The following is a 25,538-nucleotide window of genomic DNA, read 5'->3' as shown; positions in this document are numbered from 1 at the left end:
TGTGTGTATTTATTAGCGTTTATCTAACAGTGAAGTAATGGCATCGCCGCAGAACTGGATAATGAACACGATGATCAGAATGGTCACCGTTGCCACCAGCGTGACGTCACCATGGTTGCGCTGGAATCCTTCCAGATAAGCCAGATTTCCCAAACCGCCGGCACCTATCACCCCCGCCATTGCGCTGTAGCTCACCAGCGCAATCAGCGTCACCGTCATACCTGAAACCAGAGCGGGTGAAGATTCCGGCAGTAAAACCCGAAACACTAACGTGCTCAGCCGCGCGCCCATCGAACGCGTGGCTTCAATTACCCCTTTATCCACTTCCCGCAGGGCAATCTCGACCAGACGGGCGTAGAACGGCGCGGCGCCCACAATCAGGGCGGGCAGCGCAGCGTTAGCGCCGAGAATGGTCCCCACAACGGTCTTGGTGAACGGGATCAGCAGAACAATGAGAATGATGAACGGAATCGAGCGGAACACGTTCACCACAATCGACATCACGCTGTAGACCGTGCGGTTGTGGAATAACCCGCCGCGGGCGGTTAAAAACAGCGCCAGACCGAGCGCGATCCCCAGAACAAACGTCGCCACGCCGGAAAGCGCGGTCATGTAGAGCGTCTCCTGGGTTGCAGCCCAAAGTTGATCCCACTTCAGGTGCGGAAAGAGTTCTTCAGCCATGCTTGATTACCTCGCCTTCAATATCGCTTTGCTTCAGGTCGGCGAGGATATTGTTCAGTTGTTCATCCGATGCCACCACGTGCACCCAGAGCTGCCCGAAAACACCGTGGGCGGTTTGCGTCATTTTGCCGTGCAGGATGTTAAACGGCAGGCCGTAGCGCAGGGTCAGTTCACCGACGATCGGCCTGTGCGTGCTGTGCCCGGTGAAGGTGAGCTTGATGACCGCGCCCTCCAGCTCATTTGCCAGTTCGGTATTGAAGGTCTCTTCCTCCGCGTACTGGCTCACCTGGCGGACAAACTGCCGGGTGATCGGCTGCTGAGGATGCGTAAACACGCTCAGCACCTCCCCCTCTTCCACCACCTTGCCGTTCTCCATTACCGCCACGCGGTCGCAGATTTTGCGCACCACATGCATCTCATGCGTAATGAGTACGATGGTCAGGTTAAAACGACGGTTAATGTCCAGGAGCAGATCGAGGATCTGATCGGTGGTCTGCGGATCCAGCGCCGAGGTGGCTTCGTCACACAGCAGTACGTCCGGATGATTGGCCAGCGCGCGGGCAATGCCCACACGCTGTTTTTGCCCGCCGCTCAGCTGCGACGGGTAGGCATTCTCGCGCCCCTTCAGGCCGACCAGCTCCACCAGCTCGGCAACGCGAGCCTGAATTTGCGCTTTTGGCACACCGGCAATTTGCATTGAAAAGGCGATGTTTTCCTTCACCGTGCGCGACCAGAGCAGATTAAAGTGCTGGAACACCATGCTGATTTTCAGGCGTGCCTGACGCAGCGCTTCTCCTTTCGCGGCGGAGATATCCTGACCGTTAATGGTGACGCTGCCGGCGCTGGGCTTTTCCAGACCGTTCAGCAGACGGATAAGCGTACTTTTCCCGGCCCCGCTGTAACCAATGATCCCGTAAATCTGTCCCTGCTCTATCGTCAAGTTGACGTTATCAACGGCTGTCAGCGCCAGCTTCCCGTTGTCAAAAACCTTCGAAATATTACTGAGTACGATCATTCTTATTCGTTATCCGTTACGCATATAGCGGTTTAGCAGTATGGATGTCCAAAAGATAGTAAACAGCCGTTATCAGCTTTTAAATGACCAAAAAAGAATTTCTTATAATGCGGCGGAATAAGCAGCGAACTGGCGGGTGAAAAGCATTTAGATGAATATCTGCAATAATTATCTGCCTTTTGCATATCAGGTCTCATTCATCCGACGAAATTGGTTAATTTTTCAGCACCATGTACTGATATAGCCATCCTCACATCCGGGCACCTTTACGTCTTGCTGTCTTTCAATCCAAAAACATAAGGATTATTCCCTTCTGTTCTAAAACCCAGTGAAACGTTCTTTATTGAGAAAATTTCATGGTCCTATTATCCGGTCATCACCTCTTCACAGGACATGACCATGACGCTTTACCACTCCGTCACCGAACTAATTGGCCATACGCCACTCATCCAGCTGCACAAGCTGGATACCGGCCCCTGCTCGCTGTTTCTGAAGCTGGAAAATCAGAATCCAGGCGGCTCGATTAAAGACCGCGTCGCGCTGTCGATGATTAACGAGGCCGAGCGTATGGGGCAGCTACGGCCCGGCGGCACCATTATTGAAGCCACGGCGGGGAACACCGGCCTGGGGCTGGCGTTGATTGCGGCGCAAAAGGGATACTCGCTGATCCTGGTGGTGCCGGACAAAATGAGCCGCGAGAAGATTTTCCACCTGCGCGCGTTAGGGGCGCAGGTCGTGCTGACCCGTTCAGATGTGAATAAAGGGCATCCGGCCTACTACCAGGATTATGCCCGGCGGTTGGCGAACGAACTGCCAGGCGCGTTTTATATCGATCAGTTCAATAACGCGGCCAATCCGCTGGCGCACCGCACCACTACCGCACCGGAACTGTTTGAACAGCTTGACGGCCAGATCGATGCCATCGTCGTCGGCGTGGGGTCGGGCGGTACGCTGGGTGGCTTACAGGCGTGGTTTGCAGAACATTCGCCGCAGACGAAATTTGTGCTTGCCGATCCGGCCGGGTCGGTACTGGCGGACCAGGTTGAGACCGGACGCCATCACGATGCCGGATCGTGGCTGGTTGAAGGGATTGGCGAAGACTTTATCCCTCCGCTGGCGCACATCGAAGGGGTTAACCGCGCCTGGCGCATTACCGATCGCGAGGCGTTCACCACCGCCCGCGATCTGCTAAAAACGGAAGGGATCCTGGCAGGCTCCTCCACCGGCACGCTGCTGGCGGCGGCGCTGAAATATTGCCAGGCGCAGACTACGCCAAAACGTGTGGTCACCTTCGCCTGCGACAGCGGCAATAAATACCTCTCAAAGATGTTCAACGACGACTGGATGCGCCAGCAGGGGCTGATTTCACGTCCGCAGGCAGGCGATCTCTCGGACTATATTGCCCTGCGCCACGATGAAGGCGCGACGGTGACTGCCGCCCCGGACGACACGCTTTCCACCGTGCTGGCCCGCATGCGCCTGTACGACATCTCCCAGCTGCCGGTGCTCGATAACAACAAGGTCGTCGGCATCATCGACGAGTGGGACCTGCTGCGGCACATCGGGGGGGAAGCCGATCGCTTCTCTCTCCCCGTGACGGCGGCCATGACGCGTCAGGTGGAATACCTGGACAGGCAGGCCCCGGAGAGCGCCCTGTACGCCATCTTTGACCGTGGCCTGGTGGCGATTATTTATGACGAAGACCGCTTTCTGGGTCTGATCACACGCAGTGACGTACTCACCACCTGGCGTAACCGCCTGACGAAATAAAAGGAGCAAAAGATGAAAAACCTGGCCACCCTCAGCGTTCACAGCGGTGAGTATCACGACACGCACGGCGCCGTGATGCCGCCAATTTACGCCACGTCGACGTTTGCGCAACCGGCACCGGGTGAACATACCGGCTACGAATACTCCCGGAGCGGCAACCCAACCCGCCATGCGCTGGAGACCGCCATCGCCGAACTGGAAGGCGGCACGCGCGGGTACGCCTTCGCGTCAGGGCTGGCGGCCATTTCCACCGTGCTCGAACTGCTGGATAAAGACAGCCATATCGTCGCCATTGACGACGTGTACGGCGGTACGTATCGCCTGATCGAAAACGTGCGTAAGCGCAGCACCGGGCTACAGGTGAGCTGGGTTAAGCCGGACGATGTAGCCGGACTTGAGGCCGCCATTCGCCCGAACACCCGCATGATCTGGGTGGAAACGCCGACGAACCCGCTGCTGAAACTGGCCGACCTGGAGGCCATCGCAGACATTGCCCGGCGCCATAATGCGATCAGCGTGGCGGATAATACCTTCGCCTCCCCGGTCATTCACCGGCCGCTGGAGGCGGGGTTCGACATTGTGGTTCACTCCGCCACCAAATATCTCAACGGTCATTCAGACGTGGTTGCCGGGCTGGCTGTTGTCGGGGCAAATAAGGATCTCGCGGAGCGTCTGGGCTATCTGCAAAACGCGGTTGGCGGCGTTCTGGATCCGTTCAGCAGCTTCCTGACGCTACGGGGGATTCGCACCCTCTCCCTGCGCGTTGAGAAGCACAGTGCCAACGCGCTGGCGATTGCGCAATGGCTGGAGCAGCATCCGCAGATAGAGAACGTGCTCTATCCCGGGCTGGAGTCACACCCCCAGTATGCGCTTGCCCGCAGACAAATGGCGCTGCCGGGCGGCATGATCTCCGTTGTGATTAAAGGCGATGCGCAACGCGCGACAGAGGTGATTCGTCATCTTACGCTCTTTACCCTGGCGGAAAGCCTGGGCGGGGTGGAGAGTCTGGTGAGCCAGCCCTACAGCATGACCCACGCCTCCATTCCACTGGCGCAGCGTCTTGCAAACGGCATTGTGCCGCAGCTGATACGCCTGTCGGTGGGGATTGAGGATGCGAAGGATCTGATCGCCGACCTTCAACAGGCGCTGGAAAAGTGAGCAAAAAACGGCGGGCGTTGCGCCTGCCGTCATAAGATGACATTAGGCCTTAACGCCTTGATAACAAACTTATGTGAATCTGCACAGAATGTTTTTGAAACGCTGTTTCCATTTTCCTTTTTACTGTGAATCAGCGTATAATGCGCGCCAAATCCCTGGTGAATGGTTTCAGCGCTTGGAATACAAAAAACAACGTACAACTTCTCCTCTCCTTCGTTGGGCTGGCACTCAGGCACACTTTCTTCTGCACGCTCATTTGATGTCACCTATTCTTAGTGCGTGTCATATACTCTTTCGCAACACAGGTTTGACTCCGCGGCGGTGCGCCCCCGGAGCGAGATTCCCATATCCTTCCCAACTTAAAGACTAAGACTGTCATGAAAAAGACGAAAATTGTTTGTACTATCGGCCCGAAAACCGAATCCGAAGAGATGCTGAGCAAAATGCTGGATGCCGGCATGAACGTGATGCGTCTGAACTTCTCCCACGGCGACTATGCTGAACACGGTCAGCGTATTCAGAACTTGCGCAACGTGATGAGCAAGACCGGGAAAAAAGCGGCAATCCTGCTCGACACCAAAGGTCCTGAAATCCGCACCATCAAACTGGAAGGCGGTAACGACGTTTCCCTGAAAGCGGGCCAGACCTTCACCTTCACCACCGACAAATCCGTTGTAGGTAATAACGAAATCGTTGCCGTGACCTACGAAGGCTTCACCAGCGATCTGTCCGTTGGCAACACCGTGCTGGTAGATGACGGCCTGATCGGCATGGAAGTGACCGCGATTGAAGGTAACAAGGTTATCTGTAAAGTGCTGAACAACGGCGATCTGGGCGAAAACAAAGGCGTTAACCTGCCGGGTGTGTCCATTGCTCTGCCAGCGCTGGCTGAAAAAGACAAACAAGACCTGATCTTCGGCTGCGAACAAGGTGTGGACTTCGTTGCGGCGTCCTTCATCCGTAAACGTTCTGATGTGGTTGAGATCCGTGAGCACCTGAAAGCGCACGGCGGTGAGAACATTCAGATCATCTCCAAGATCGAAAACCAGGAAGGCCTGAACAACTTCGACGAAATCCTTGAAGCGTCTGACGGTATCATGGTAGCGCGTGGCGACCTGGGCGTAGAAATCCCGGTTGAAGAAGTGATCTTCGCGCAGAAGATGATGATCGAGAAATGCGTTCGCGCGCGTAAAGTGGTTATCACCGCAACGCAGATGCTGGACTCCATGATCAAAAACCCACGCCCTACCCGTGCTGAAGCCGGCGACGTGGCGAACGCCATCCTCGACGGTACCGATGCCGTTATGCTGTCTGGCGAATCTGCAAAAGGGAAATACCCCCTGGAAGCGGTCGGCATCATGGCGACCATCTGTGAGCGTACCGACCGCGTGATGAAAAGCCGTCTGGATTACAATAACGACAGCCGTAAACTGCGCATCACCGAAGCCGTGTGCCGTGGTGCGGTAGAAACCGCCGAGAAACTGGAAGCCCCACTGATTGTCGTGGCGACCCAGGGCGGTAAATCTGCGCGTGCCGTGCGTAAATACTTCCCGGATGCGACCATTCTGGCGCTGACCACCAACGAAACCACCGCGCGTCAGCTGGTGCTGAGCAAAGGCGTGATCCCACACCTGGTGAAAGAGATTGCCTCTACCGATGATTTCTATCGTCTGGGTAAAGAAGTGGCTCTGGAACTGGTTGATTGTGGCCTGGCTCAGAAAGGCGACGTGGTGGTTATGGTTTCAGGTGCACTGGTACCAAGCGGTACAACCAACACTGCATCTGTCCACGTACTGTAATATTTCACGAACAAATTATTGTTTTGTTAAAAAGCGTCCTTCGGGGCGCTTTTTTTATTCCCGCCATTAACCAGAACTATTCAAAAAGCAAATCGGGTTTTTCTATTTAATCGCGATTTATCTAAGATGAATCCGATGAAAAATGCCTTTTTTAACATAGCTTTTTCGTCAAAATTGCCGATTTCGTTGCTTCTTTGAGCGAACGATCAAAAATAGGCGTAATCCCATCAAAAAAATATTCTCAACCCAAAAAACTTTGTGTAATACTTGTAACGCTACATGGAGATTAACTCAATCTAGAGGGTATTAATAATGAATCGTACTAAACTGGTACTGGGCGCGGTAATCCTGGGTTCTACTCTGCTGGCAGGTTGCTCCAGCAACGCTAAAATCGATCAGCTGTCTTCTGACGTTCAGACTCTGAACGCTAAAGTTGACCAGCTGAGCAACGACGTGAACGCAATGCGTTCCGACGTTCAGGCTGCTAAAGACGACGCAGCTCGCGCTAACCAGCGTCTGGACAACCAGGCTACTAAATACCGTAAGTAATAGTACCTGTTAATAAAATGGCGCACATTGTGCGCCATTTTTTTTGCCTTCGTCAAACCTCTACTGAAGCGCTTTCTCTCCCTCGCCTTCCGTCACCGCCGCTGAGACACGACTGTTCTGAACCGACAGGACAGAATTGCTGGCTGACGAACCATTGCCTGCTGAAACGGCAACCGGGATCCCGGCTCTGCGCGCCAGAGCTTTGTCGATTAGCGTTTTATCGCTACCAGATTCCGCTGCGAAGGCGGTAAATGCCGCTGAGTGCGTGAACGGCACCGTCTGTGGGTTTTCGCCCTCAGCCTGCGCCAGCGGCCTGTGCACCTCGATATAACGTTTGCCGTCCGGCTCGACGGAGAACTTAACCGGCTCATTGATAATCTGCACCCGCGTGCCGACGCGCACTTGTTCAAACAACGCTTTGATATCCGGCGCGTTCATTCGCATACAGCCCGAGCTGACCCGCAGCCCTACGCTGTCCGGCGCGCTGGTGCCATGAATAAGATATTCCCCATTCCCGATGCCCAGACGCAGCGCAAAGCGCCCCAGCGGGTTATTTGGCCCTGCGGGTACCACAGGCGGCAGTTTAATGCCCTGCGCCAGTGAGCGCGCTCTGATGCCCGCTGTGGGGGTCCAGGTAGGGTTAGGGATTTTCTGACTCACACGGGTGGTGCTGACCGGTGTTTCCAGCCCAAGCTGACCAATACCCAGCGGATAGACCTGCACGATATTTTCGCCAGGCGGATAGAAGTAAAGACGCAGCTCCGCCAGATTCACCACAATGCCCTCACGCTCGGTGTCCGGGAGCAGCATCTGGGAAGGAATGGTAATAACCGTTCCTGGCGCAGGGTTAACCGGTGCAATGGTATTATTGGTTTCAAGGATAAGCTGTGCGGCGGTATTAAACCGACGAGCGATAGCCTGGAGCTTATTGTCGCCTTCCTGAATGGTGTATGTCTGATTTTGCCCAATCAGGCGGCTGCCTGCGGGCGGTAAAGGATAATCAACCGCCCTGGCTGAATTAACTGCACTGAGCGAACCAAGGAGTAATAGAGTTATTAGAGACGCGCGCTTCATGCTGAGATTCCTTATTCACTGACCAAACGTCAGAAAGCTGAAAAACCAGCGAGGTGGAAACCACCCCGCGAAACAGAATGAATGCTGTTCTGTCAGTTTAGCTAAGGATTGCGGCTTTGGCGCGTATGGCGCGGATCATCGCTTCCAGTCCCTGGGAGCGGGACGGGGTGAGGTGTTGGGTTAAGGCCATTTTTTCAAACCACGAGCGAACGTCAAAGGCGACAATATCCTGCGCCGACATCTGGTGATAAAGAATAAATACGACGGCAATAAGCCCCTTCACAATGGCCGCATCGCTGTCACCCTGTAAATCGATTACGCCATCATCCGTCTGCTGCATCTGGATCCAGACCTGGCTCTGGCAGCCCTGAATGATGTTGTCCGGGTTATGCGCCTCTTCGCTGAGCGGCGGCAGGCGCTGACCTAGCTCGATAATATAAAGGTATTTCTCTTCCCAGTTTGCGCAACGCCCAAAGTTACGCAGCAATTTATCTCTGTCCGGCAAATCTGCCATCTCTCGCCTCTCCGTTAGCCAAGCAGTTGGTGAATACGTTTCAGTCCCGCCACCAGTCTGTCGACCTCTTCCGTTGTGTTGTACATCACCAGCGATGCGCGGCACATGGCCGGTACCTGATAATACGCCATCAGTGGCATCGCGCAGTGATGCCCGGTACGTACGGCGACGCCGTAATTATCCAGGAAACTGCCCACATCATAAGCGTGATGCTTGCCGAGGTTGAAGGCTATCACACCCAGACGGTCAGCAGGGCCATATAAGGTCAGATCCGGGACGCCGGCAAGCTCCTGCAAGGCATATTGCATCAGCAGCTGTTCGTACTCCTGAATCGCCACCAGCCCCGTTTCAGATACGTAGCTAATGGCCGCGCCCAGCCCGATGATCCCGCCCGTGTTTGGCGTACCCGCCTCGAAGCGCCAGGGCGCCCGGGCGTAGGTTGTGCCTTCCGTCAGGCTGACGGTGGCAATCATTGACCCGCCCCCTTCCCACGGCGGCATGGCCTGGAGAATATCCTCCTTCACATACAGCACGCCGATGCCCGTCGGACCATACAGCTTGTGCCCGGAGAAGACGTAGAAATCGCAGTCCAGAGTCTGAACGTCAACCGCATGGTGCATCACCGCCTGGGCACCATCAATCAACACTTTCGCACCGGCCTGATGGGCTTTGTCGACGATCAGCGCCACCGGATTTTCCGTCCCCAGCACGTTTGAAACGTGGGTCACCGCTACCAGCCGCGTTCTGTCGTCAAGCAGGGCGTCCAGCTGTTCAAGCTGAAGCGTACCGTCTTCGTTTAGCGGGATCACCCGCAGTTGCGCCCCCACACGCTCACAGAGCATCTGCCAGGGCACGATGTTAGCGTGGTGCTCCATCTGGGTGATGATGATGTTATCCCCCGCGTGCACCTGCGCATTGCCCCAGCTGTTAGCCACCAGGTTGATCCCTTCGGTGGTGCCACGCACGAACACCAGCTCTTCCGGCGAACGCGCGTTGAGAAACGCCGCAACCTGCGTGCGCACGTTTTCCATGCGCTGGGTCGCCTCGGCGCTCAGAGTGTGGATCCCGCGATGGACCGCCGCATAACCGTGGCGGTAAAACTCGGCTTCCGCATCCACCACCTGATTCGGTTTTTGCGCGCTGGCCGCACTGTCGAGATATGCCAGCGGCAGACCGTTCACTTCACGGGTCAGTACCGGAAAATCTGCCCGGACTTTCTCTACGGGAAATGTCATGCTTCGCCTCCAGGCAGCCGCTGACCGATACGGGCCAGCACCTGCTGTTTAAGTCCGCCATCGGGCAGCGCTTCCGTCAGCTCAGCCGCAAAGGCGTAAATAATCATCTTTTGCGCGGCCTGCTGGTCTATCCCGCGAGAGCGCAGGTAGAACATCTGCTCATCGTCAATACGCCCGACCGTTGCGCCGTGGCTGCATTTCACGTCGTCCGCATAAATTTCCAGCTGTGGTTTGGTGTCCACCTCTGCCAGACGTCCCAGCAAAAGGTTGTTGTTGGTCATCTGCCCGTCAGTTTTGATGGCGTGCTGCGCCACATTGATCAGGCCGTTAAACACCGCACGTCCTTTGTCGCTGACGATGGTTTTGTGCAGCTGACGGCTGTTGCAGTAGCCTTTGTTATGCTCAAGCCAGGTGCGCGTGTCGCACACTTCTGACTTCACCGGCATCGCCAGGCTGTTAATACGCAGCGTAGTGTTCTCACCGTTCAGCTGGGTGCTGGTATTGTGGCGCAGCACCGCGCCGCCAAGCAGGAAGCTGTGGCTGTAAGCCGCGGCATCCTGGCCCAGCAGAATATCGTTGTGGGCGAAGTGGTGACTGAGCGGATTCTCAAACGCCAGCTTGATATGGTGCAGCTGGGCGTTGGCCGCCACGTTCATCGTCAGACGCGAGCCGGTAAAATGGCGGGTGTCGTTCAGACTAACGTAATGTTCAATTACCGTCGCTTCTGCCCCTTCTGCCAGCTCGAGATGGTGGCGATAGTGGGCGGTGTTGATCTCGCCGCCCTCAACACCCTGGGTGATATGCATCAGCAGCAGCGGTTTCGCCGGGCGCTGGTTACGCTTAACGTGAATATGGGTGACAGACTTAGACAGGCTCTCTGTGAGGTGCAGAAAGACGTCAGGCTGGACCGGAGCACTCAACGACTGGCGCTCGTCGTTAATGGCGATATCGAACCCGCTCTCCTGTACGCTGTCGCTGAGTTCCTCACGAAACTGCCCGTCTACAAACACCAGACGCACGGCATCCACGCTCAGCGCCAGCACATCGCGCTGGCCGGGGCTAACCTGCGCCAGACGGGTGACAAACTCGCCGTTCAGCAGGCCGTCCAGCGGGGTATATTTCCAGTTCTCATGCTTACGCGTCGGTAAACCGAGACGCAGCATCTGCTGGAGATGGTGCTGAGCCTGTTCAGAGCGCGCTCCACCCTGGGCTTCAAACAGTCGGTGCCACTGCTGGAGTGCATTACTGCTGTTCGGTAAGCCAGCCATAACCCTGCTCCTCCAGTTGTTTAACCAGCGTAAAGTCACCGGATTTCACAATGCGCCCCTGATAAAGCACGTGGACATAGTCCGGTTTGATGTAGTCCAGAATACGCTGGTAGTGAGTCACGATAATAAATGAGCGGTTACCGTCACGCAGAGAGTTTACGCCGTCGGCAACGATCTTCAGGGCATCAATATCCAGCCCTGAATCGGTTTCATCGAGAATGCACAGCTCCGGCTCAAGAACCGCCATTTGCAGAATATCGTTACGTTTTTTCTCACCGCCAGAAAAACCCACGTTCACCGAGCGGGTGAGCAGATCTTCGGGCATTTTCAGCAGCTTGATTTTCTCTTCCATCAGATCCTGGAAGTCAAAGCGATCCAGCGCCTCAAGCCCGCGATACTTGCGCACCGCGTTCAGCGCGGTTTGCAGGAAGAACTGGTTGCTGACGCCCGGGATTTCCACCGGATACTGGAAGGCCATAAAGATGCCCTCACCGGCACGCTCTTCAGGCGACATCTCCAGCAGATCCTTGCCGTTAAACTCAACGGAGCCGCTGGTGACCTCATAATCTTCGCGTCCTGCCAGCGTCGCTGAAAGCGTACTTTTCCCGGAGCCGTTTGGCCCCATGATGGCGTGAACTTCACCCGGTTTGACGTCAAAATTGAGCCCACGCAGGATCTCTTTCTCTTCCACGCTAACCTGTAAATCTTTAATGCTTAACATGTGCTTTCCTTAACCGACGCTGTGTTCAAGACTAATGGCGAGGAGTTTCTGGGCTTCAACGGCAAATTCCAGTGGCAGTTCAGAGAACACGTCCTTACAGAAGCCGTTAACAATCATTGAAATCGCATCTTCTTCACTGATCCCGCGTTGCAGGCAGTAGAACAGCTGATCTTCACCGATACGTGATGTAGTCGCCTCATGCTCGAGCTGGGCGCTGTTATTGCGGCATTCGACATAGGGGAAGGTATGCGCCCCGCAGTCCGCACCAATCAGCATGGAGTCGCACTGGGTAAAGTTACGTGCGTTGGTGGCTGTCGGCATGATTTTCACCAGCCCGCGATAGCTGTTCTGGCTGTGACCGGCAGAGATCCCTTTGGAGATGATGGTCGATCTGGTGTTTTTGCCGATGTGGATCATCTTGGTACCGGTATCGGCCTGCTGATGACCGCTGGTCAGTGCCACGGAGTAAAACTCACCGATGGAGTTGTCGCCGCGCAGAATACAGCTCGGGTATTTCCAGGTAATGGCGGAGCCGGTTTCTGACTGCGTCCAGGACATCTTACTGTTTTCACCTTCGCACAGCGCACGCTTGGTGACGAAGTTCAGAATACCACCGGTGTTGCCATCGCCCGGGAACCAGTTCTGTACCGTAGAGTATTTCACTTCCGCGTCTTTATGGATGATCACCTCTACCACCGCCGCGTGCAGCTGGTAGCTGTCGCGCACCGGCGCCGAACAGCCTTCGATATAGCTGACGTAGCTGCCTTCATCGGCCACCAGGATGGTGCGTTCAAACTGGCCGGTTTTTTCCGCGTTGATGCGGAAATAGGTCGAGAGCTCCATCGGGCAGCGCACACCTTTAGGCACGTAGATAAAGGTGCCGTCTGACGCCACCGCCGCATTCAGTGCCGCGAAGAAGTTATCGTTACTGGGTACCACGGTGCCAATGTACTTTTTCACCAGCTCCGGGTGATCGTGAATGGCTTCCCCAAAGGAGCAGAAAATTATCCCCTGCTCCGCCAGCTTTTCACGGTAGGTGGTTGCCACCGAGACGGAGTCAAAAATGGCGTCCACCGCCACCTCTTTACCTTCGCGCACGGGCACGCCGAGCTGATTGAAGGCCTCTTCCACCTCTTTACTCAGGAAGCTGTTCTCGGCACCGGTTTGCTGTACCGCGCCGGGCTGCGAGGCACAGGTATCATCGCAGCTGCCGCATGAGGGCGCGGAGTAGTAGCTGTAATCCTGATAGTTCAGCTTATCGTAATGCGCTTTCAGCCAGTGGGGTTCTTCCATCTCCAGCCACGCGCGGAATGCGCTCAGGCGAAACTCCAGCATCCACTCCGGCTCGTTACGTTTCGCCGAAATGGCGCGCACGACCTCTTCGTTGATGCCTTTCGCCAGCTCGTCAGTTTGCAGCTGCGTGAAGAAACCCTCTTTATAGTTGAGGTGTCCGCCGCTCCAGGTGTTTACATCACTCGTTGCTTCAGTATTACGAGACATAGTACCGCCTATACCCCAAAGCTTTCGCCGCAGCCGCATTCGTTCTGAGCTTTCGGGTTATGAAATTTGAATAACTGGTTTAAACCTTCCCGAACGTAGTCGACTTCGGTTCCATCAATAAACGGCATAGCCTGTAGCGCGACGTATAACTTTGCACCGTCGGTTTCAAAGACCAGATCGTCCTTTTTGGGTTCGGTTACGGTATCCAGCACGTAGCCAAATCCTGCGCAGCCCGTCTGCTTAACGCCTAAGCGTACGCCGAGGATGTCGGGATTTTTTGCCACCAGCTCATGAATATGCGCCGCCGCCGCGGGCGTCAGCGTTAAGCCACGCCAGGCAAAATCGGCCGGATTGAAGGTTTCTGAATGCAGTTCCATAGGTCCACCTCATCTGATAAGCCACCAGGGCATAACACCATGTTAGTGATAACGATTATCACTTCAACCCCCTGCGAGCAGGGGCTTTGGGCTAAACCGCCCTTTTTGGCTACTTTCATTAAGCATAGACCCTGTGACGGGATGCGGATGGGTGGGTTAGTTTTGTTCAATGCATTGATAAATAATGCATTTCATAAGAAAGGCGGTAAGGTGGCGGGCAATAATAAAAATTGTATTGAAAATACCTATTTTTGAGATAGCTAAAGTACGCCCAGGCATCATATACATTTTTTACGTATGCCTCCCCCTTAAGCCAGGTTCTTTTTAATTCTTTTTTGCCTTACCTGGGCGCGCATAAAGACGTTTGATGGATAAGTTAACCATTATTTATCAGTCTGATAGTGGTTAAATTCCGATCATGATTAATTACATAAACTCGTCCCTTTTCGGCGTAATGTTTCCCTTGTTAACCATTTATTCAGTAAGGGATTAAATTATGTGGAGTGCCCATAAAGCCGCAGTTCATGCTCGCCAGCATGCAGGTCAGTATAGCCAGAAAAGATGTGCAGAATTTGTTTCAAAATCCATTCGCGCCGGCGGTGCTAATCTACAGAACACACATTATGCTAAGGATATGAAAAGCAATTTAATTCTGGCGGGCTTCCACCAGGTTTACGGTGAGCCTGTTGAGGGCGATGTGGCGGTGATCCAGCCCACAGCGCACCACCCCTATGGCCACGCTTGCATCTATGGTGGGAACGGCGTCTGGTACTCTGATTTTGTTCAGCGAACAATGTATCCGGGAAAAGAATACCGGGAAGTAAAGCCAGCATATGCAATTTACAGGCATGACTGACATGAAAAAAATAATTCTGGCGATCCTGCTTCTGCCCACTCTCGCATCCGCTGCAAAGGAGTTACCCCCTGAGGTATCCGCTGCCCTTCAGTTTAATAAGTGGTACATCTCGCAAATTATTACCGGGAAAGAGCCCCTGAAAAACTATGAAGCGCTGAGGCCATATGTGACCCGCGAAACCATCAGCAAACTCAAAGCCATGGATAAGTTGGATCCAGATGAATATGACGTGCCTGACGTCGATTTGTTCATCAAGGCTCAGGGATATGAAGATGACTGGAACATCGTCAGTGCCCGGGCGCTGGATTACGATGCCGCCTATCTCATTCGGCAAAAAGCGGGATCACACCGTGATTGACTGCATGCTCAAGGAAGATGGCGTGTGGAAAGTTGAATCCGTGGCCAGTATGAATATTTCAGACAACCTGATGATGGAATAAACCGACGATATGACAGGGGTACTGATGCTATGCATCTTCGCGGATACCCCTGTCGTATCGCCAGAAAGCAAAAATCCCGCGCTGGCGGTTTACCGTTGGACCCCTTAACATCAGTGATGGAACGAGACGGCGAAACCCTGTTCACGCCAGTGGTCGAGCTGCTCCTGTTGACGAGGCGTAGGTGCTTTACCGGTCCAGACGAAAATTTTTTGTCCAGGGAAAAGTTCCGGACGTGGAGAATCAATCGGTTCAGCCAGCACGTCAATATGCCAGCCCTTATAGGCAAGACGGGCAGCTTCCAGCCATAAATGCGTACGGTCGTCGCACTCCCACCCAATCAGCAGCGCATCCTTACCTGCTTTTTTTCGCGACTCACCCAGGCTTGTAACGGCAAACTCAATCAGGACACCGTCGAGCAGGCTCGCCATGTGACGCACCGTATTCTGGTCCTGGTTCATTCGCTGACGCACAGGGGTGATGATGTTATCTATCAGAACATCCATCGCATGGTCGCGGCGGAACTCGCCGATTTTGGCGCGCAGTTTTGCCGGGCTGGCATAGCGCAGAACGGTTAACATCTCTTCCTGAAACGATGCCCAGTTCCCCTGAGTCATCACTTCTGTATTTTCAAGAAGCGCTTTTACTTTACCGACCGAAACACCCGTTTTCATCAGGCGTTTGATCTCTTCGATACGCAGGATATCTTCATCGTCAAACTGACGATGGCCCCCTTCGCTTCGCTGCGGCTTCAACAATCCATAACGGCGCTGCCAGGCACGCAACGTAACGGGGTTGATACCGCATCGTTCGGCCACTTCGCCGATACTGTAATAGGCCATTAACTCCCTCACGCACAATACTTCCATACCTAACCAAACCAACCTTATCAGATTGTACAAATCATTTGTATAACTAACTCCTCGTTCTGAGACAAGTGAATGGCTCAACGAACCACTCACTCGTTAATGTATTGTTGTATAAATTTAGCCGTACGTACAGGTCACTTTTAAGAGTTACGTACAGGTTTTTATAAATCGTACTTTTTCTCGGGCCAGGCAATCGCCGGTATGCCCCCCAGGCGCGGGCTGGCGAAAAGGTGCCCCTGGAACTGAGAAATCCCGGCTGATTCCAGCCACATCCACTCTTCAGCCAGCTCTACACCTACCGCACAGAACAGGATTTCCAGGGACGCACAGCATTTAATGATCGACTGAATGATCGCCTGACGCGGGCCGCTCTTGTGCACGTTGGCAATCAAATCACGGTTGATCTTGATTCTGTCCGGCTGGAACTGGGCCAGCAGTTGCAGACCGGCGAATCCCGCGCCAAAGTGATCGATGGCCACGCTGATCCCGGCGCTTTTAAGCTGTCTGACCGCGCTGGTGAACTCTTCAAAGCGCGAGATGGCCTCGCTCTCGGTGAACTCGACTACAATTTGCTCCGGCACAAAACCGTTCGCCTCAATTGCCGTCAGTAAAAAATCGACGGCGCCAGGAACATTGACCAGCGTCATCGGCAGCAGATTAATGGACAACGTTTGAGTCTGTAGACCCAGCGCGCTGGCCATCGACAAAGCCACCTGTTTACTCTTCAGATCCGATTCGTACAGCGCCTCACGCGACAGGTTGGCAAAATAGCTTTCCGGAGACTCACCGGACGGCGTGCGGATCAGGGCTTCCCAGGAAACAACCTGCTGCATAAACGGATCGACGATAGGTTGAAATGCGAAACTACAGTCCGCGCCCTTTGCCACTACTGTCGGCTGGGAGGATAACGGCGTGTTTTCGATGACAAACTCCCAGGCGTCAGCCGGAGGCAGCTCAAAGTAGTTGGCTTTTTCAGTGGCCTCAACGAAGGTGCGGAAAAATTGCAGGGCGCGATCGTTATAGGTTAGCTGATAGCGGCTTGTGCCTTTATCAAGAACCTGTTGCAGCACTTCGTTGGTGTCGTACTGACGAAGGTCGAAGAGCTCCATACCCACATTGCCAAAACGTCTTGAAGGCCCGTGATCGCTCAACAATTCGACCACGTTGTGATGCCGTGGGTCACGGCAGATGAGCTCATAGATCTCCTTAACGTTATCAGCGGGCCCTTCAAGTAACTGAAAAAAGTGTGTGCCGTTAAACAGCAAAATCCCCGTCACATCGAACTGGCGATTTCTACAATTTGCAGCAGCGACCATGTCTTCCAGCGCTTTCACTGGAACGTCCTCGCAGATATGACTGCGGTAAATGATGGTTGTGAGCATGCTAATCCTGAAGATTGAGGGGGTGACCACGAAAACACGTGGGGAAAACTCTGTTATAGCACATTAATTGCCCAACAAATAATTTACATCTCAACGATTTACACGGCTTTTTTGCGTCATTTACGGACTTGTACAACTCTGCGACGCCGCTTCGGATTGTACAATATATCTTGTGAATACCGCAGTAAATCGTATAAGAATAAGCATCTGATAAATAATGATTTCATAAAATATATTATAAAATATTTAAAAAATTGTACATTTTAAATGTACAGATTTGAAAATTATGTATACCTTAAATGTAACGTTACTGATTACGAAAATTTACAGGAGCGAAACATGCAGCAGAACGGACACCTCGCAGACTCGGCAACAGCGATTGCGCAGTATTTCGAAAAAGCCGCGCTTCCAACCCAACAGGAAACATTGGGTCAGGTTGTTGTTGAAATCCTTAGCGACGGGCGAAATCTGAATCGCAAATCGCTCTGCACAAAACTGTTGAGTCGCCTTGAAAAGGCCAATGGCCCGGAAGAGGAACATCATTATCACATGCTTCTTGGTCTGCTCTTCGAACGTTAATGTCATGAACAGCAGTGATGCGGACAGACTGATCGACAAGCTTATTGGAGAAGCCGCTCTTTCACTTTTGAAGGAGCGCGGTCCCGTGACGACCGAGGGATTGGTTCAGCGTCTGCGTAACATGCAAGCCTGTGAGACGGATCCCCAGCGGCGGGAGACATTAGCGAGGGTGATAGCTGAAATCAGCTCAGGCACGGTCGCTTTTAAAGGTCGCAGAACCGCACAAGGACGAATACAGAGAGAGGGATCTCTCAAAAATAATCGAGACAATGTAGTGCCGTTATTTGGAAATGGAAAACCGTCCGATCCCAAAAAGATGCATTGACTACAACTTTACAGCAACGGTGAGAACAAATGAGACAAAATATTCAGCTTCAACCCGAATACCACTCCGCCTTTTTAGATAGCGCGTTGTCGGAGTATTTCCGTCACGCAGGCGATCGCTTTGCTGAAGAGTCTGCCATTTTTTCGACTGCGGTTCGTTGTGTTCTCGCTTCTGAAGGTCATCTGACCAACAAAGCGATCATTCTCTGGCTGATCCAGACGCTGGAAACCACCGACGATGTCGTTAAGGCGGATGTGATCCGCAAGACGCTGGAAATTGTTGTCGGTTATACTATGGACGATCTTTAACGCCTCTCCCTTCCCATCCCTACGGATAGCGTGTCATCGTCAATTCTGACGAGCAGATTGACGATGACACACCCTCTCTTCCCTGACGCCCTGTTAATCAAGCACGCTGAATGTGGCATGGATCCTGCTTAGTCCGCTAAGGGACTGGGCTTTCCAGTAAACATTGCTTCATTTCTTAACAGGTCTGTTATTGATGAAAAAAATCGCCAGCGTCTGCCCTTACTGCGGTGCAGGCTGCAAACTAATCCTCGTCGTGAAAAATAACCGGATTATCCGTGCCGAAGCCGCTGATGGCGTAACCAATCAGGGCACGCTTTGCCTGAAAGGATTCTACGGCTGGGACTTTCTTAACGACACACGGCTGCTTACCCCCCGTCTGACGCAGCCCATGATCCGCTACAGCAAAGGTGAGTCCTTTACCCCTGTTACCTGGGAAGAGGCCATTCGCTATACTGCTCACAGGCTTAAAAGCATCAAAGATCAGTACGGCCCTCGATCCATTATGACCACGGGGTCCTCGCGGGGAACGGGCAATGAGACCAACTATGTGATGCAAAAATTTGCCCGTGCGGTGCTGAACACTAACAACGTCGACTGCTGCGCCCGCGTCTGTCACGGTCCGTCCGTTGCCGGTTTACAGGAGACCCTCGGCAACGGTGCCATGAGCAATTCCATTAACGATATTGAAAACTCAAAATGCCTGCTGGTGTTCGGCTATAACTGCGCCGACTCTCACCCCATCGTCGCCCGACGCGTGCTTAAAGCACGTGAAAATGGCGCAAAAATCATCGTCTGCGATCCGCGTCATATTGAAACGGCACGCATTGCCGATCTTCATCTTCAGTTGAAAAACGGCAGTAACATGGCGCTGGTCAATGCCTTTGGCTATGTCCTGCTTGAAGAGGAACTGTACGACAAAAACTACGTTGCCCGCTTCACAGAAGGGCTTGAGGCTTACCGACTGACGGTAAAAGATTACGCACCCGAGCAGGTTGAACATCTGACGGGCATTCCCGCGCGGGATGTTCGTCAGGCAATGCGCATGTTCGCGGCGGCGCCTTCAGCAACGGTAATGTGGGGAATGGGCGTTACGCAGTTTGGTCAGGCGGTTGATGTGGTGAAAGGTCTCTCCAGCCTGGCGCTACTCACCGGCAACCTGGGCCGCCCTGCCGTCGGCGTAGGTCCGGTTCGCGGGCAAAATAACGTTCAGGGTGCCTGCGATATGGGCGTTTTGCCCAATATGTTCCCCGGCTACCAGGATGTCACTGACCCGGCGGTCAGACTGAAATTTGCCGATGCGTGGAAAATCAATGTCAGCCGGATGGACGATCGCGTCGGGACGCGTATCACCGAAGTGCCGCATCTCGCGCTGGAAGGTAAGATCAAAGCCTATTACATCATGGGGGAAGATCCGCTTCAGACAGAAGCCGATCTGGGCCTGGTCCGCCGCGGCTTTGAGTCCCTCGATTTTGTGGTGGTTCAGGACATCTTTATGACCAAAACGGCAGAGGTGGCTGACGTACTGCTCCCTGCCACGTCATGGGGAGAACATGCTGGCGTGTTCACCTGTGCCGATCGCGGCTTCCAGCGTTTTGGCAAGGCCATTGAGGCCAGCGGCAACGTCAAGCGCGACTGGGAGATCATCAGCCTGCTGGCCACGGAGATGGGCTATCCCATGCATTACGAGAATAACCAGCAGATCTGGGACGAAATGCGCGAGCTGTGCCCCCTCTTCTACGGCGTGACTTACGAAAAAATGGGCGAGATGGGCCATGTCCAGTGGCCCTGCCCAACCCTTGATCATCCCGGCACACCCTATCTGTACAGGGATAATCAGTTCGACACCCCCACTGGCAAAGGCCAGCTGTTTGCTGCCCCCTGGCGCGCTCCGGCCGAGACACCGGATACGGATTACCCGCTGGTACTTTGCACGGTGCGCGAAGTCGGTCACTACTCCTGTCGCTCAATGACCGGGAACTGCGCGGCGCTGCAAAGCCTGGCCGACGAGCCGGGCCGGGTGCAAATGAACCCGGCCGACGCGGATGAGCGTGGGATCGCCGACGGCCAATTGGTCTGGGTACGTTCACGCCGGGGTAAAGTGATCACGCGCGCCAGCATCAGCGAGCGCATCAATGCGGGAGCAATCTATATGACCTACCAGTGGTGGATTGGCGCCTGTAATGAGCTGACGCAGGATAATCTAGACCCGATCTCCAGAACGCCTGAAACGAAATATTGCGCCGTGCAGATGGAGGCGATCGAGGACCAGCGCTGGGCGGAGGATTTTGCGGCTTCTGCATACCAGACCATGAAGACGCGGTTGATCGCTGCGGTTAACGTTTAAATACATTGCCGGGTGGTGGCTATCACTGCCCGGCCAGCTATCCGCTGACGTTTTAAGCTATCTGTTCTGCATAATTATTTTCCAGGTAATCGCGAAGCAGGTTCGGACGGTTCTTTTTCTCCATCAGCCTTCTCAACAGTACGATCAGCTCGTAATCGCTTCGCAGATTAAATTTTTGCATCAGCATATATTTATGGGTAAAGACCGTTTTCTGGCTCATCTCCAGCGCCTGAGCGGTCTGCACTACCGACAGCCCTCGGTAAAAATTGACCAGAATACGAATTTGTTGCCGGGATAACCCTTTATGCTGGCAGTCGAAGCAGTTATGTTTAGTCCATGTATAACCCGGTAATTGCGTCCTGAACCACGCGATAAACAGTACGCCACTGATACGATCAAGCGATGCACGTCGAGGGAGAAAAATAATGTCCTGAAAGCAGGAGGGTAACGCCGAAAAGCGCAGTTCATCGTCGACAAACCCTAGCACAATCCCTTTTTGCCGGGCGAGTAACTCGGGAAAACAGGTCAGTGTTTCACCCTGGCATAATGACAGGACAATAATATCGGCCTGACTGACGTTTTCATGGGTCAGCGCCAGGTTAAATGTGATGGCACGATGAAAGTTATGTTTAAAAAAATCCTCGAAAAATTCATGTAGCCCAACCTGAAAAAATAGATCGGTTTCCTGAATCAGAATATTTAACATAGTTCATACCAACGTCTTTAAAAAAGGCATATCACCGGCGCTCAGTTGTACTGCATCGTCATCACCACAACTGCACTGATGCTTCCCGGCGTGACGCCACCCGTCACGGATTTGACCGAGGCCTGCATAGCCATTGTCGCGGTTCTGTCGGCACCAATAGTTTGAGTCATGCCAGAGCCTGTTCCTTTAAGCGTACCCGTTTGGGCATCGCGCATGGCTATCGCCACGTGCGTGGCCGAACCGCTGTTCATAAATAGTCCGCGCCCGCCGCGGGATCGGGGCTGCCGGTAAAAGAGACGGTCACACTTTGCGTTCCCGTTGGGCACTGGGTGAACAGCAGACTAAATGGCACCGGATCCGATGTTGAGCCCGGCGTCGCCATATTGGTTGCCTGAATATTGCCCAGATTGACATCGAGGCTGTTACTCCCGCCATTAAATATGCACGGCGACGCAACGATATTTCCCGTCACACCGATGTTGACGCTATCAGCGGTGAAAGCCTTCCCGCTGAGTAAAGCCAGTAACAGCAGTGTCCCGTATATTATTTTCATCTTCGTACCTGCTACTGATAGGTCAAATTAAGGGTGGCGGAGGCATTTGCTGAACCTGACTCCACGCGGTTCAACGTCTGGTAATATCGGGCCGTTAACGGCAATGTCTCTTGCCCGCCGGCAGACTGCCGCAAGAATAGTCGGCTGTTCATCACCAGCGGCACACCGTTATAGATAAGCTGCACCCCAACCCCTTTTGCGGTGCCGGCATTTCCCTGCCCGGTTAAGGCCATCACGCTGGTATTGGCGCTGTCCGGATTCTGTATTCCACTGAGCGAGACCGTAATATTGGTTCCGGCGGCGCAGGTTAAGCCCAGGTTTTGCGTGTTTTGTGCTCCCGCTGGCGTGGTGCCCACCACGGTGCCGAACGCCGAGGCGGGGATATCCCCGATCGGAAACGTCAGCTGTGACGTATTCACCGTGCACGCCATGGCATTAATGGTTCCGGCGGTGAGCTGCGTGGTCAGGCCGTCACGATAGATGCCGTCGCTCCCCTGAAGCGTCACGACGCCGATCGCCCCCGGGGTTAACGCCCCCGATGAGACCGGGCCAGTCACCACCAGCTCAATCCTCCCGCCATACCAGTCGACATAGGAGGTCTGCGCATTGTACGAGAACGTATTGCTCGGGTTTTCAAAATAGGCGTTGGAGGAAAAGCGTATGCCTATCCCGCTGACGTTAGTGTTGTAAACATGATTGCCGTAGCTGCTCAACGTGGCGCTGTTGTAGCGCATGCTGAATCCCAGCATCAGCGGATTAGCACATCCAGTAAGATAGGAACCGGTGGCTGTCGCCGCGCCGGAAAAGACCACCGTGCCGACAGGCGCATCACGCTGCACGTTAATCGTCCCCACGGACAGGGTTGACAGCTGCGGCGTGATGGTGGTGCACGTACCGGCACGGGCGAGGTTTCCCGCCGCGAGCAAACAGAGAAGCAAAATCACGATAAGCCATTTCATGTTAACGTTCCTGACGGCAGGAGGCGCGCATGTCAGCGATCCCACCGAATGTTGAGTGTGTCGGCAGGCTGAAATCAGCGCGGCATTGCTGGCTGGGCTGACTCCCCCATGTTGCGACTAACGTCCCCTCCTCGCGCATACCGGTTAAATAAACCTGGCCGCGATCGCCCACAATAAAACTGCTGCTCTCATCACCGACAAGGGTGACCACCGCCCCAAACGGAACGGCGCGTTCGTTGTCGGTCAAGGTCATCAGCACCCGGCGACCTGACTTCGGCAAATAATCGGCTCTCACCACCGCTCCCCGCGTCGGCGTCACCGTGCGGGTGTTGATCTCCAGTTCGACATCCTCCGGCATATTTTCCGGATCGAGAGTGAGATCGTTTTTTCGGTAGACCGAAAGGTTGCTCACGACCGTATAACCGCGAACATCTGTCCGTACACCGGGCTGATTGCGGATATCCACGCCGTGGGCGCCAGGAGCTTTAATTAAGGCGTTGGTCTCCCCCAGCGGCTGAGAAAGCGTGATGCCATCAGCATGGGCGAGAATGCCGCCTTGTAGCCCGTAATTCAGGCGTTCACTGTTTTTGTCATAACCATACCCCGCCGTGGCTTCGCCATAGGTGCCTCTGTAGTTCGCGTTAACGTTGCCGGTATAGCCCACGCCCTCTGTGCCGTATCCCTGCTGCACGTTCCAGTTCAGGGCTCGGTTTTCGAGTGCCACCCCGTTCAGACCGATGCTGTGTGTCGTCCCGTTATTCCTGTTGGCGTTCATGCCATAGTTCGCCCATGTCTGCGGCAAAAATTTATCCAGCGGAATGCTGATGTTGAACGCCAGAAGCTGGTCGTGATCAGCGTTTTTTTGGTTGTCGCGGGTTTCTGACGCTGAGCGGACATTTTTGCTGTAGGTCCATGTCAGGCCATAGCTGATGTTGTGCCAGTAGTTGCTATAGCCGACGCTCCACGAAGCCATCGACTTACCGTCATTCCAGTAATCTTCCTGCGCCGCACTGAGGGTGAGCGCGCCCAGGTTGTCCCCCAGCGTCTGGCTCATTGTCAGCTCGGCACGGTTACGTCGCCTGTCCTGAAGCGCGCTGCTGTCGCCGTACGAATCGAGGACCTCCTGCATCCCGTAATAGCCGCGGGTCGAGTAGCGATACCCGGCAATCGAAAAGTTCGTCCCGGTATTAATAAAATTCTTGCTGTATCGGGCCCGCCACGACTGACCGCTTGTTTTCGCGGCATGCTCCGGCGTTGACAAGCCCTGGGTGAGGTCTGCGGATATCGCCCCGAGAACGCCCATGTTCTTGCCCACCCCCAGAGCCGCCGACTGGTACTTATCTGCCCGCTGGACGCCGCCATAGAGCGTGAGGCCGTGAGAGAGGCCGTAAATTCCGGTCAGTTGCCCGAAGGGGGTTTTCTCCACGCTACGGTTATACGATCGATACTGCCCGGCGGTAAGGGCATATTTCAGGCGCCCCTCCCGTAGCAGGACCGGCAGCGAAGCGTACGGCAGGGTGAAATGTTGCTCACTGCCATCGGCTTCGACGATCGTGACATCAAGATCGCCCGCGCCGCCGGTGGGATACATATCCGCGATCTCAAACGCGCCCGGCGCCACATAGCTTTGGTAGATTTGATAGCCATTCTGACGCACCACGACCTGCGCGTTAGTTCGCGCAATACCGCGCACCACCGGCGCATAGCCTTTCAGGGAATCCGGTAGCATGTCGTCGTCGGACGCCAGCTGGACGCCGCGAAAAGGCATGCTGTCAAAGACATCGGCAGGGGCGGAACTGTCTCCGAGCGTAAGCTGGGCTTGCAGGGGAATAATCGCGCGCTGCATCAAGGTATAGACATTGTCCCACTTATCCTGGCCGGACGCATCGCGGGACCAGGTGGTGTAGTTGCGTAACCGCCAGGGACCGACGTTGATCCCCGGTCGCAGGTTTGCATACTGACTGTCGCTGCGGGTGCCTGCCCCGCTTCTTGCCCGGCTGTTCGCGCCGCTCAGGCTGTAGTTGAGCATAGCCGCGGTAATGCCTTCATCCCATATCTCCGGCGGAACGTAACCTCTCGCTGGCAGATCTATGGCCGCCTGTGGGATGCTGATTGCCAGACGCTGGGCGCCAAACTGGAAGTCCGCGCTGGCCTGTGGAATCGCCTTGAGATCGGCGCATTCTCCTTGCCCGGCGTCGAGCTGCGGGAAAAGCGCCGTTTTCACGCCCCACGCTTTTAACTGCCCGATACTCAGGCACGGCTGCAACGTTTCACTGCCGTTAGCATCCTTCACTGCCATGAAACGAATATCCCGCGTTTCCAGCAGCCGATCGTCAAGAATAATATCCACGTGGTACGTCCCGGGTGCCTGCGAGCCGGATTCAAAGGCAGATAAATCCGCTTTTCCCATTCCGGGATTATCCAGTTCTACCAGTTCCGTATTAAACGTCTCACTGGCCCACAGTGTGGGAGAGAAACCCGCAAGCGCGAGGGCAATGAATATTGCCAGGCGCGCAGGCTGCACTGTATTAAATGCCGTTGTCATGACGAGCACCCGAT

Annotated in this window: 24 protein-coding genes and 1 pseudogene; 10 read left to right on the top strand and 15 right to left on the bottom strand. The window is 54.3% G+C overall.

The features are described 5' to 3' along the window. Window positions 1-12: 12 nt before the first annotated feature. Both CKK19_RS23560 and CKK19_RS23555 read right to left on the bottom strand, forming a co-directional pair. Window positions 13-681: a methionine ABC transporter permease gene (locus CKK19_RS23560; protein ID WP_017384621.1), complete on the bottom strand. Its 669-nt coding sequence runs from the start codon at window positions 679-681 to the stop codon at window positions 13-15. Beyond that, window positions 674-1,696 carry a methionine ABC transporter ATP-binding protein gene (locus CKK19_RS23555; RefSeq protein ID WP_023299939.1) on the bottom strand — a complete coding sequence of 341 codons (1,023 nt, stop codon included), beginning with the start codon at window positions 1,694-1,696 and terminating at the stop codon, window positions 674-676. Before CKK19_RS23555 ends, CKK19_RS23560 begins: the two co-directional genes overlap by 8 nt. A 399-nt stretch (window positions 1,697-2,095) precedes the next feature. Between CKK19_RS23555 and CKK19_RS23550 the strand changes: the two genes are divergently transcribed. From CKK19_RS23550 to lpp, 4 genes are all read left to right on the top strand, one after another. Then, window positions 2,096-3,466, top strand: a complete 1,371-nt coding sequence (locus CKK19_RS23550; protein WP_063853911.1) for a pyridoxal-phosphate dependent enzyme — start codon at window positions 2,096-2,098, stop codon at window positions 3,464-3,466. A 12-nt stretch (window positions 3,467-3,478) separates the two neighbouring features. Then, window positions 3,479-4,624 carry a trans-sulfuration enzyme family protein gene (locus tag CKK19_RS23545; protein ID WP_063853912.1) on the top strand — a complete coding sequence of 382 codons (1,146 nt, stop codon included), beginning with the start codon at window positions 3,479-3,481 and terminating at the stop codon, window positions 4,622-4,624. A gap of 377 nt (window positions 4,625-5,001) precedes the next feature. Further along, a complete protein-coding gene (gene pykF, locus CKK19_RS23540) occupies window positions 5,002-6,423 on the top strand; it encodes a pyruvate kinase PykF (RefSeq protein WP_015570703.1) in 1,422 nt (473 codons plus the stop codon). A 312-nt stretch (window positions 6,424-6,735) separates the two neighbouring features. Continuing rightward, entirely contained in the window at window positions 6,736-6,972 is a 237-nt protein-coding gene (lpp, locus tag CKK19_RS23535) for a murein lipoprotein Lpp (RefSeq protein ID WP_001082307.1), read from the top strand. Window positions 6,973-7,032: 60 nt separating this feature from the next. Here the strand turns inward: lpp and ldtE are convergent, their stop codons facing one another. The 7 genes from ldtE to sufA form a co-directional block, all read right to left on the bottom strand. After that, the gene (gene ldtE / locus CKK19_RS23530) at window positions 7,033-8,046 is read right to left on the bottom strand and encodes a L,D-transpeptidase LdtE (RefSeq protein ID WP_038415919.1); all 1,014 of its coding nucleotides are present in this window, start codon (window positions 8,044-8,046) and stop codon (window positions 7,033-7,035) included. A gap of 97 nt (window positions 8,047-8,143) precedes the next feature. Further along, the gene (sufE, locus tag CKK19_RS23525) at window positions 8,144-8,560 is read right to left on the bottom strand and encodes a cysteine desulfuration protein SufE (RefSeq protein WP_022647877.1); all 417 of its coding nucleotides are present in this window, start codon (window positions 8,558-8,560) and stop codon (window positions 8,144-8,146) included. 14 nt (window positions 8,561-8,574) lie between these two features. Further along, entirely contained in the window at window positions 8,575-9,795 is a 1,221-nt protein-coding gene (sufS, locus tag CKK19_RS23520; protein ID WP_063853913.1) for a cysteine desulfurase SufS, read from the bottom strand. Then, window positions 9,792-11,063, bottom strand: a complete 1,272-nt coding sequence (gene sufD / locus CKK19_RS23515; RefSeq protein ID WP_022647875.1) for a Fe-S cluster assembly protein SufD — start codon at window positions 11,061-11,063, stop codon at window positions 9,792-9,794. Before sufD ends, sufS begins: the two co-directional genes overlap by 4 nt. Continuing rightward, window positions 11,038-11,784 carry a Fe-S cluster assembly ATPase SufC gene (gene sufC / locus CKK19_RS23510; protein WP_022647874.1) on the bottom strand — a complete coding sequence of 249 codons (747 nt, stop codon included), beginning with the start codon at window positions 11,782-11,784 and terminating at the stop codon, window positions 11,038-11,040. Before sufC ends, sufD begins: the two co-directional genes overlap by 26 nt. 9 nt (window positions 11,785-11,793) lie before the next feature. Next, window positions 11,794-13,284: a Fe-S cluster assembly protein SufB gene (gene sufB, locus CKK19_RS23505; protein ID WP_023299931.1), complete on the bottom strand. Its 1,491-nt coding sequence runs from the start codon at window positions 13,282-13,284 to the stop codon at window positions 11,794-11,796. An 8-nt stretch (window positions 13,285-13,292) separates the two neighbouring features. Then, window positions 13,293-13,661: a Fe-S cluster assembly scaffold SufA gene (sufA, locus tag CKK19_RS23500; protein WP_022647873.1), complete on the bottom strand. Its 369-nt coding sequence runs from the start codon at window positions 13,659-13,661 to the stop codon at window positions 13,293-13,295. Between the two features lie 496 nt (window positions 13,662-14,157). Here sufA and CKK19_RS23495 point away from each other — a divergent pair, with 496 nt between their 5' ends. Then, complete coding sequence (locus tag CKK19_RS23495) at window positions 14,158-14,517, top strand: hypothetical protein (protein WP_023305987.1); 360 nt, start codon at window positions 14,158-14,160, stop codon at window positions 14,515-14,517. After that, on the top strand, window positions 14,495-14,875 hold the full coding sequence (locus CKK19_RS23490; protein ID WP_225455233.1) for a DUF3828 domain-containing protein: 381 nt from the start codon (window positions 14,495-14,497) through the stop codon (window positions 14,873-14,875). Before CKK19_RS23495 ends, CKK19_RS23490 begins: the two co-directional genes overlap by 23 nt. 192 nt (window positions 14,876-15,067) lie before the next feature. Here the strand turns inward: CKK19_RS23490 and CKK19_RS23485 are convergent, their stop codons facing one another. After that, window positions 15,068-15,796 (bottom strand): MerR family transcriptional regulator, encoded by a 729-nt coding sequence (locus CKK19_RS23485; protein ID WP_038415914.1) that lies wholly within the window; start codon window positions 15,794-15,796, stop codon window positions 15,068-15,070. 188 nt (window positions 15,797-15,984) lie between these two features. Continuing rightward, window positions 15,985-17,205, bottom strand: coding sequence for a diguanylate phosphodiesterase (locus tag CKK19_RS23480; protein ID WP_022647870.1), 1,221 nt, complete (start codon window positions 17,203-17,205; stop codon window positions 15,985-15,987). A gap of 339 nt (window positions 17,206-17,544) precedes the next feature. Here CKK19_RS23480 and ycgZ point away from each other — a divergent pair, with 339 nt between their 5' ends. The 4 genes from ycgZ to fdhF all read left to right on the top strand — a co-directional run bounded on the left by ycgZ (window position 17,545) and on the right by fdhF (window position 20,761). After that, window positions 17,545-17,784, top strand: coding sequence for a regulatory protein YcgZ (gene ycgZ, locus CKK19_RS23475; RefSeq protein WP_017384632.1), 240 nt, complete (start codon window positions 17,545-17,547; stop codon window positions 17,782-17,784). A gap of 4 nt (window positions 17,785-17,788) precedes the next feature. Next, complete coding sequence (locus CKK19_RS23470) at window positions 17,789-18,109, top strand: hypothetical protein (RefSeq protein WP_032671092.1); 321 nt, start codon at window positions 17,789-17,791, stop codon at window positions 18,107-18,109. A 29-nt stretch (window positions 18,110-18,138) separates the two neighbouring features. Next, a complete protein-coding gene (locus tag CKK19_RS23465) occupies window positions 18,139-18,417 on the top strand; it encodes a biofilm/acid-resistance regulator YmgB/AriR (protein ID WP_022647868.1) in 279 nt (92 codons plus the stop codon). 193 nt (window positions 18,418-18,610) lie between these two features. After that, window positions 18,611-20,761: a formate dehydrogenase subunit alpha gene (gene fdhF / locus CKK19_RS23460; RefSeq protein WP_063853914.1), complete on the top strand. Its 2,151-nt coding sequence runs from the start codon at window positions 18,611-18,613 to the stop codon at window positions 20,759-20,761. A 52-nt stretch (window positions 20,762-20,813) separates the two neighbouring features. On the opposite strand, the gene CKK19_RS23455 is transcribed toward fdhF, so the two are convergent. The 4 genes and pseudogenes from CKK19_RS23455 to CKK19_RS23440 all read right to left on the bottom strand — a co-directional run bounded on the left by CKK19_RS23455 (window position 20,814) and on the right by CKK19_RS23440 (window position 25,524). Continuing rightward, window positions 20,814-21,467: a helix-turn-helix transcriptional regulator gene (locus tag CKK19_RS23455; protein WP_063853915.1), complete on the bottom strand. Its 654-nt coding sequence runs from the start codon at window positions 21,465-21,467 to the stop codon at window positions 20,814-20,816. Between the two features lie 41 nt (window positions 21,468-21,508). Continuing rightward, window positions 21,509-22,020, bottom strand: a pseudogene (locus CKK19_RS23450) (fimbrial protein). An 11-nt stretch (window positions 22,021-22,031) separates the two neighbouring features. Continuing rightward, window positions 22,032-22,979 carry a fimbrial protein gene (locus CKK19_RS23445; RefSeq protein WP_032676314.1) on the bottom strand — a complete coding sequence of 316 codons (948 nt, stop codon included), beginning with the start codon at window positions 22,977-22,979 and terminating at the stop codon, window positions 22,032-22,034. A 1-nt stretch (window position 22,980) separates the two neighbouring features. After that, a complete protein-coding gene (locus CKK19_RS23440) occupies window positions 22,981-25,524 on the bottom strand; it encodes a fimbria/pilus outer membrane usher protein (RefSeq protein WP_063853916.1) in 2,544 nt (847 codons plus the stop codon). Window positions 25,525-25,538: the final 14 nt, after the last annotated feature.

Source organism: Enterobacter sp. CCUG 70166, assembly GCF_020224095.1.
Classification (GTDB): Bacteria; Pseudomonadota; Gammaproteobacteria; order Enterobacterales; family Enterobacteriaceae; genus Enterobacter; species Enterobacter intestinihominis.
Note: the sequence above shows the minus strand (reverse complement) of the source record. Positions and strands in the feature narration are given on the sequence as shown.

Excerpts from the sequence above, each read along its gene's own strand:
- CKK19_RS23495 (WP_023305987.1), top strand. The coding sequence starts at position 14,158 with ATGTGGAGTGCCCATAAAGCCGCAGTTCATGCTCGCCAGCATGCAGGT.
- CKK19_RS23445 (WP_032676314.1), bottom strand. The coding sequence starts at position 22,979 with ATGAAATGGCTTATCGTGATTTTGCTTCTCTGTTTGCTCGCGGCGGGA.
- CKK19_RS23440 (WP_063853916.1), bottom strand. The coding sequence starts at position 25,524 with ATGACAACGGCATTTAATACAGTGCAGCCTGCGCGCCTGGCAATATTC.
- sufD (WP_022647875.1), bottom strand. The coding sequence starts at position 11,063 with ATGGCTGGCTTACCGAACAGCAGTAATGCACTCCAGCAGTGGCACCGA.
- sufA (WP_022647873.1), bottom strand. The coding sequence starts at position 13,661 with ATGGAACTGCATTCAGAAACCTTCAATCCGGCCGATTTTGCCTGGCGT.
- CKK19_RS23480 (WP_022647870.1), bottom strand. The coding sequence starts at position 17,205 with ATGCTCACAACCATCATTTACCGCAGTCATATCTGCGAGGACGTTCCA.
- CKK19_RS23490 (WP_225455233.1), top strand. The coding sequence starts at position 14,495 with ATGCAATTTACAGGCATGACTGACATGAAAAAAATAATTCTGGCGATC.
- sufE (WP_022647877.1), bottom strand. The coding sequence starts at position 8,560 with ATGGCAGATTTGCCGGACAGAGATAAATTGCTGCGTAACTTTGGGCGT.
- sufC (WP_022647874.1), bottom strand. The coding sequence starts at position 11,784 with ATGTTAAGCATTAAAGATTTACAGGTTAGCGTGGAAGAGAAAGAGATC.
- ycgZ (WP_017384632.1), top strand. The coding sequence starts at position 17,545 with ATGCAGCAGAACGGACACCTCGCAGACTCGGCAACAGCGATTGCGCAG.
- CKK19_RS23555 (WP_023299939.1), bottom strand. The coding sequence starts at position 1,696 with ATGATCGTACTCAGTAATATTTCGAAGGTTTTTGACAACGGGAAGCTG.
- lpp (WP_001082307.1), top strand. The coding sequence starts at position 6,736 with ATGAATCGTACTAAACTGGTACTGGGCGCGGTAATCCTGGGTTCTACT.
- CKK19_RS23455 (WP_063853915.1), bottom strand. The coding sequence starts at position 21,467 with ATGTTAAATATTCTGATTCAGGAAACCGATCTATTTTTTCAGGTTGGG.
- pykF (WP_015570703.1), top strand. The coding sequence starts at position 5,002 with ATGAAAAAGACGAAAATTGTTTGTACTATCGGCCCGAAAACCGAATCC.
- sufB (WP_023299931.1), bottom strand. The coding sequence starts at position 13,284 with ATGTCTCGTAATACTGAAGCAACGAGTGATGTAAACACCTGGAGCGGC.
- CKK19_RS23470 (WP_032671092.1), top strand. The coding sequence starts at position 17,789 with ATGAACAGCAGTGATGCGGACAGACTGATCGACAAGCTTATTGGAGAA.
- fdhF (WP_063853914.1), top strand. The coding sequence starts at position 18,611 with ATGAAAAAAATCGCCAGCGTCTGCCCTTACTGCGGTGCAGGCTGCAAA.
- CKK19_RS23485 (WP_038415914.1), bottom strand. The coding sequence starts at position 15,796 with ATGGCCTATTACAGTATCGGCGAAGTGGCCGAACGATGCGGTATCAAC.
- CKK19_RS23465 (WP_022647868.1), top strand. The coding sequence starts at position 18,139 with ATGAGACAAAATATTCAGCTTCAACCCGAATACCACTCCGCCTTTTTA.
- CKK19_RS23560 (WP_017384621.1), bottom strand. The coding sequence starts at position 681 with ATGGCTGAAGAACTCTTTCCGCACCTGAAGTGGGATCAACTTTGGGCT.
- ldtE (WP_038415919.1), bottom strand. The coding sequence starts at position 8,046 with ATGAAGCGCGCGTCTCTAATAACTCTATTACTCCTTGGTTCGCTCAGT.
- sufS (WP_063853913.1), bottom strand. The coding sequence starts at position 9,795 with ATGACATTTCCCGTAGAGAAAGTCCGGGCAGATTTTCCGGTACTGACC.
- CKK19_RS23545 (WP_063853912.1), top strand. The coding sequence starts at position 3,479 with ATGAAAAACCTGGCCACCCTCAGCGTTCACAGCGGTGAGTATCACGAC.
- CKK19_RS23550 (WP_063853911.1), top strand. The coding sequence starts at position 2,096 with ATGACGCTTTACCACTCCGTCACCGAACTAATTGGCCATACGCCACTC.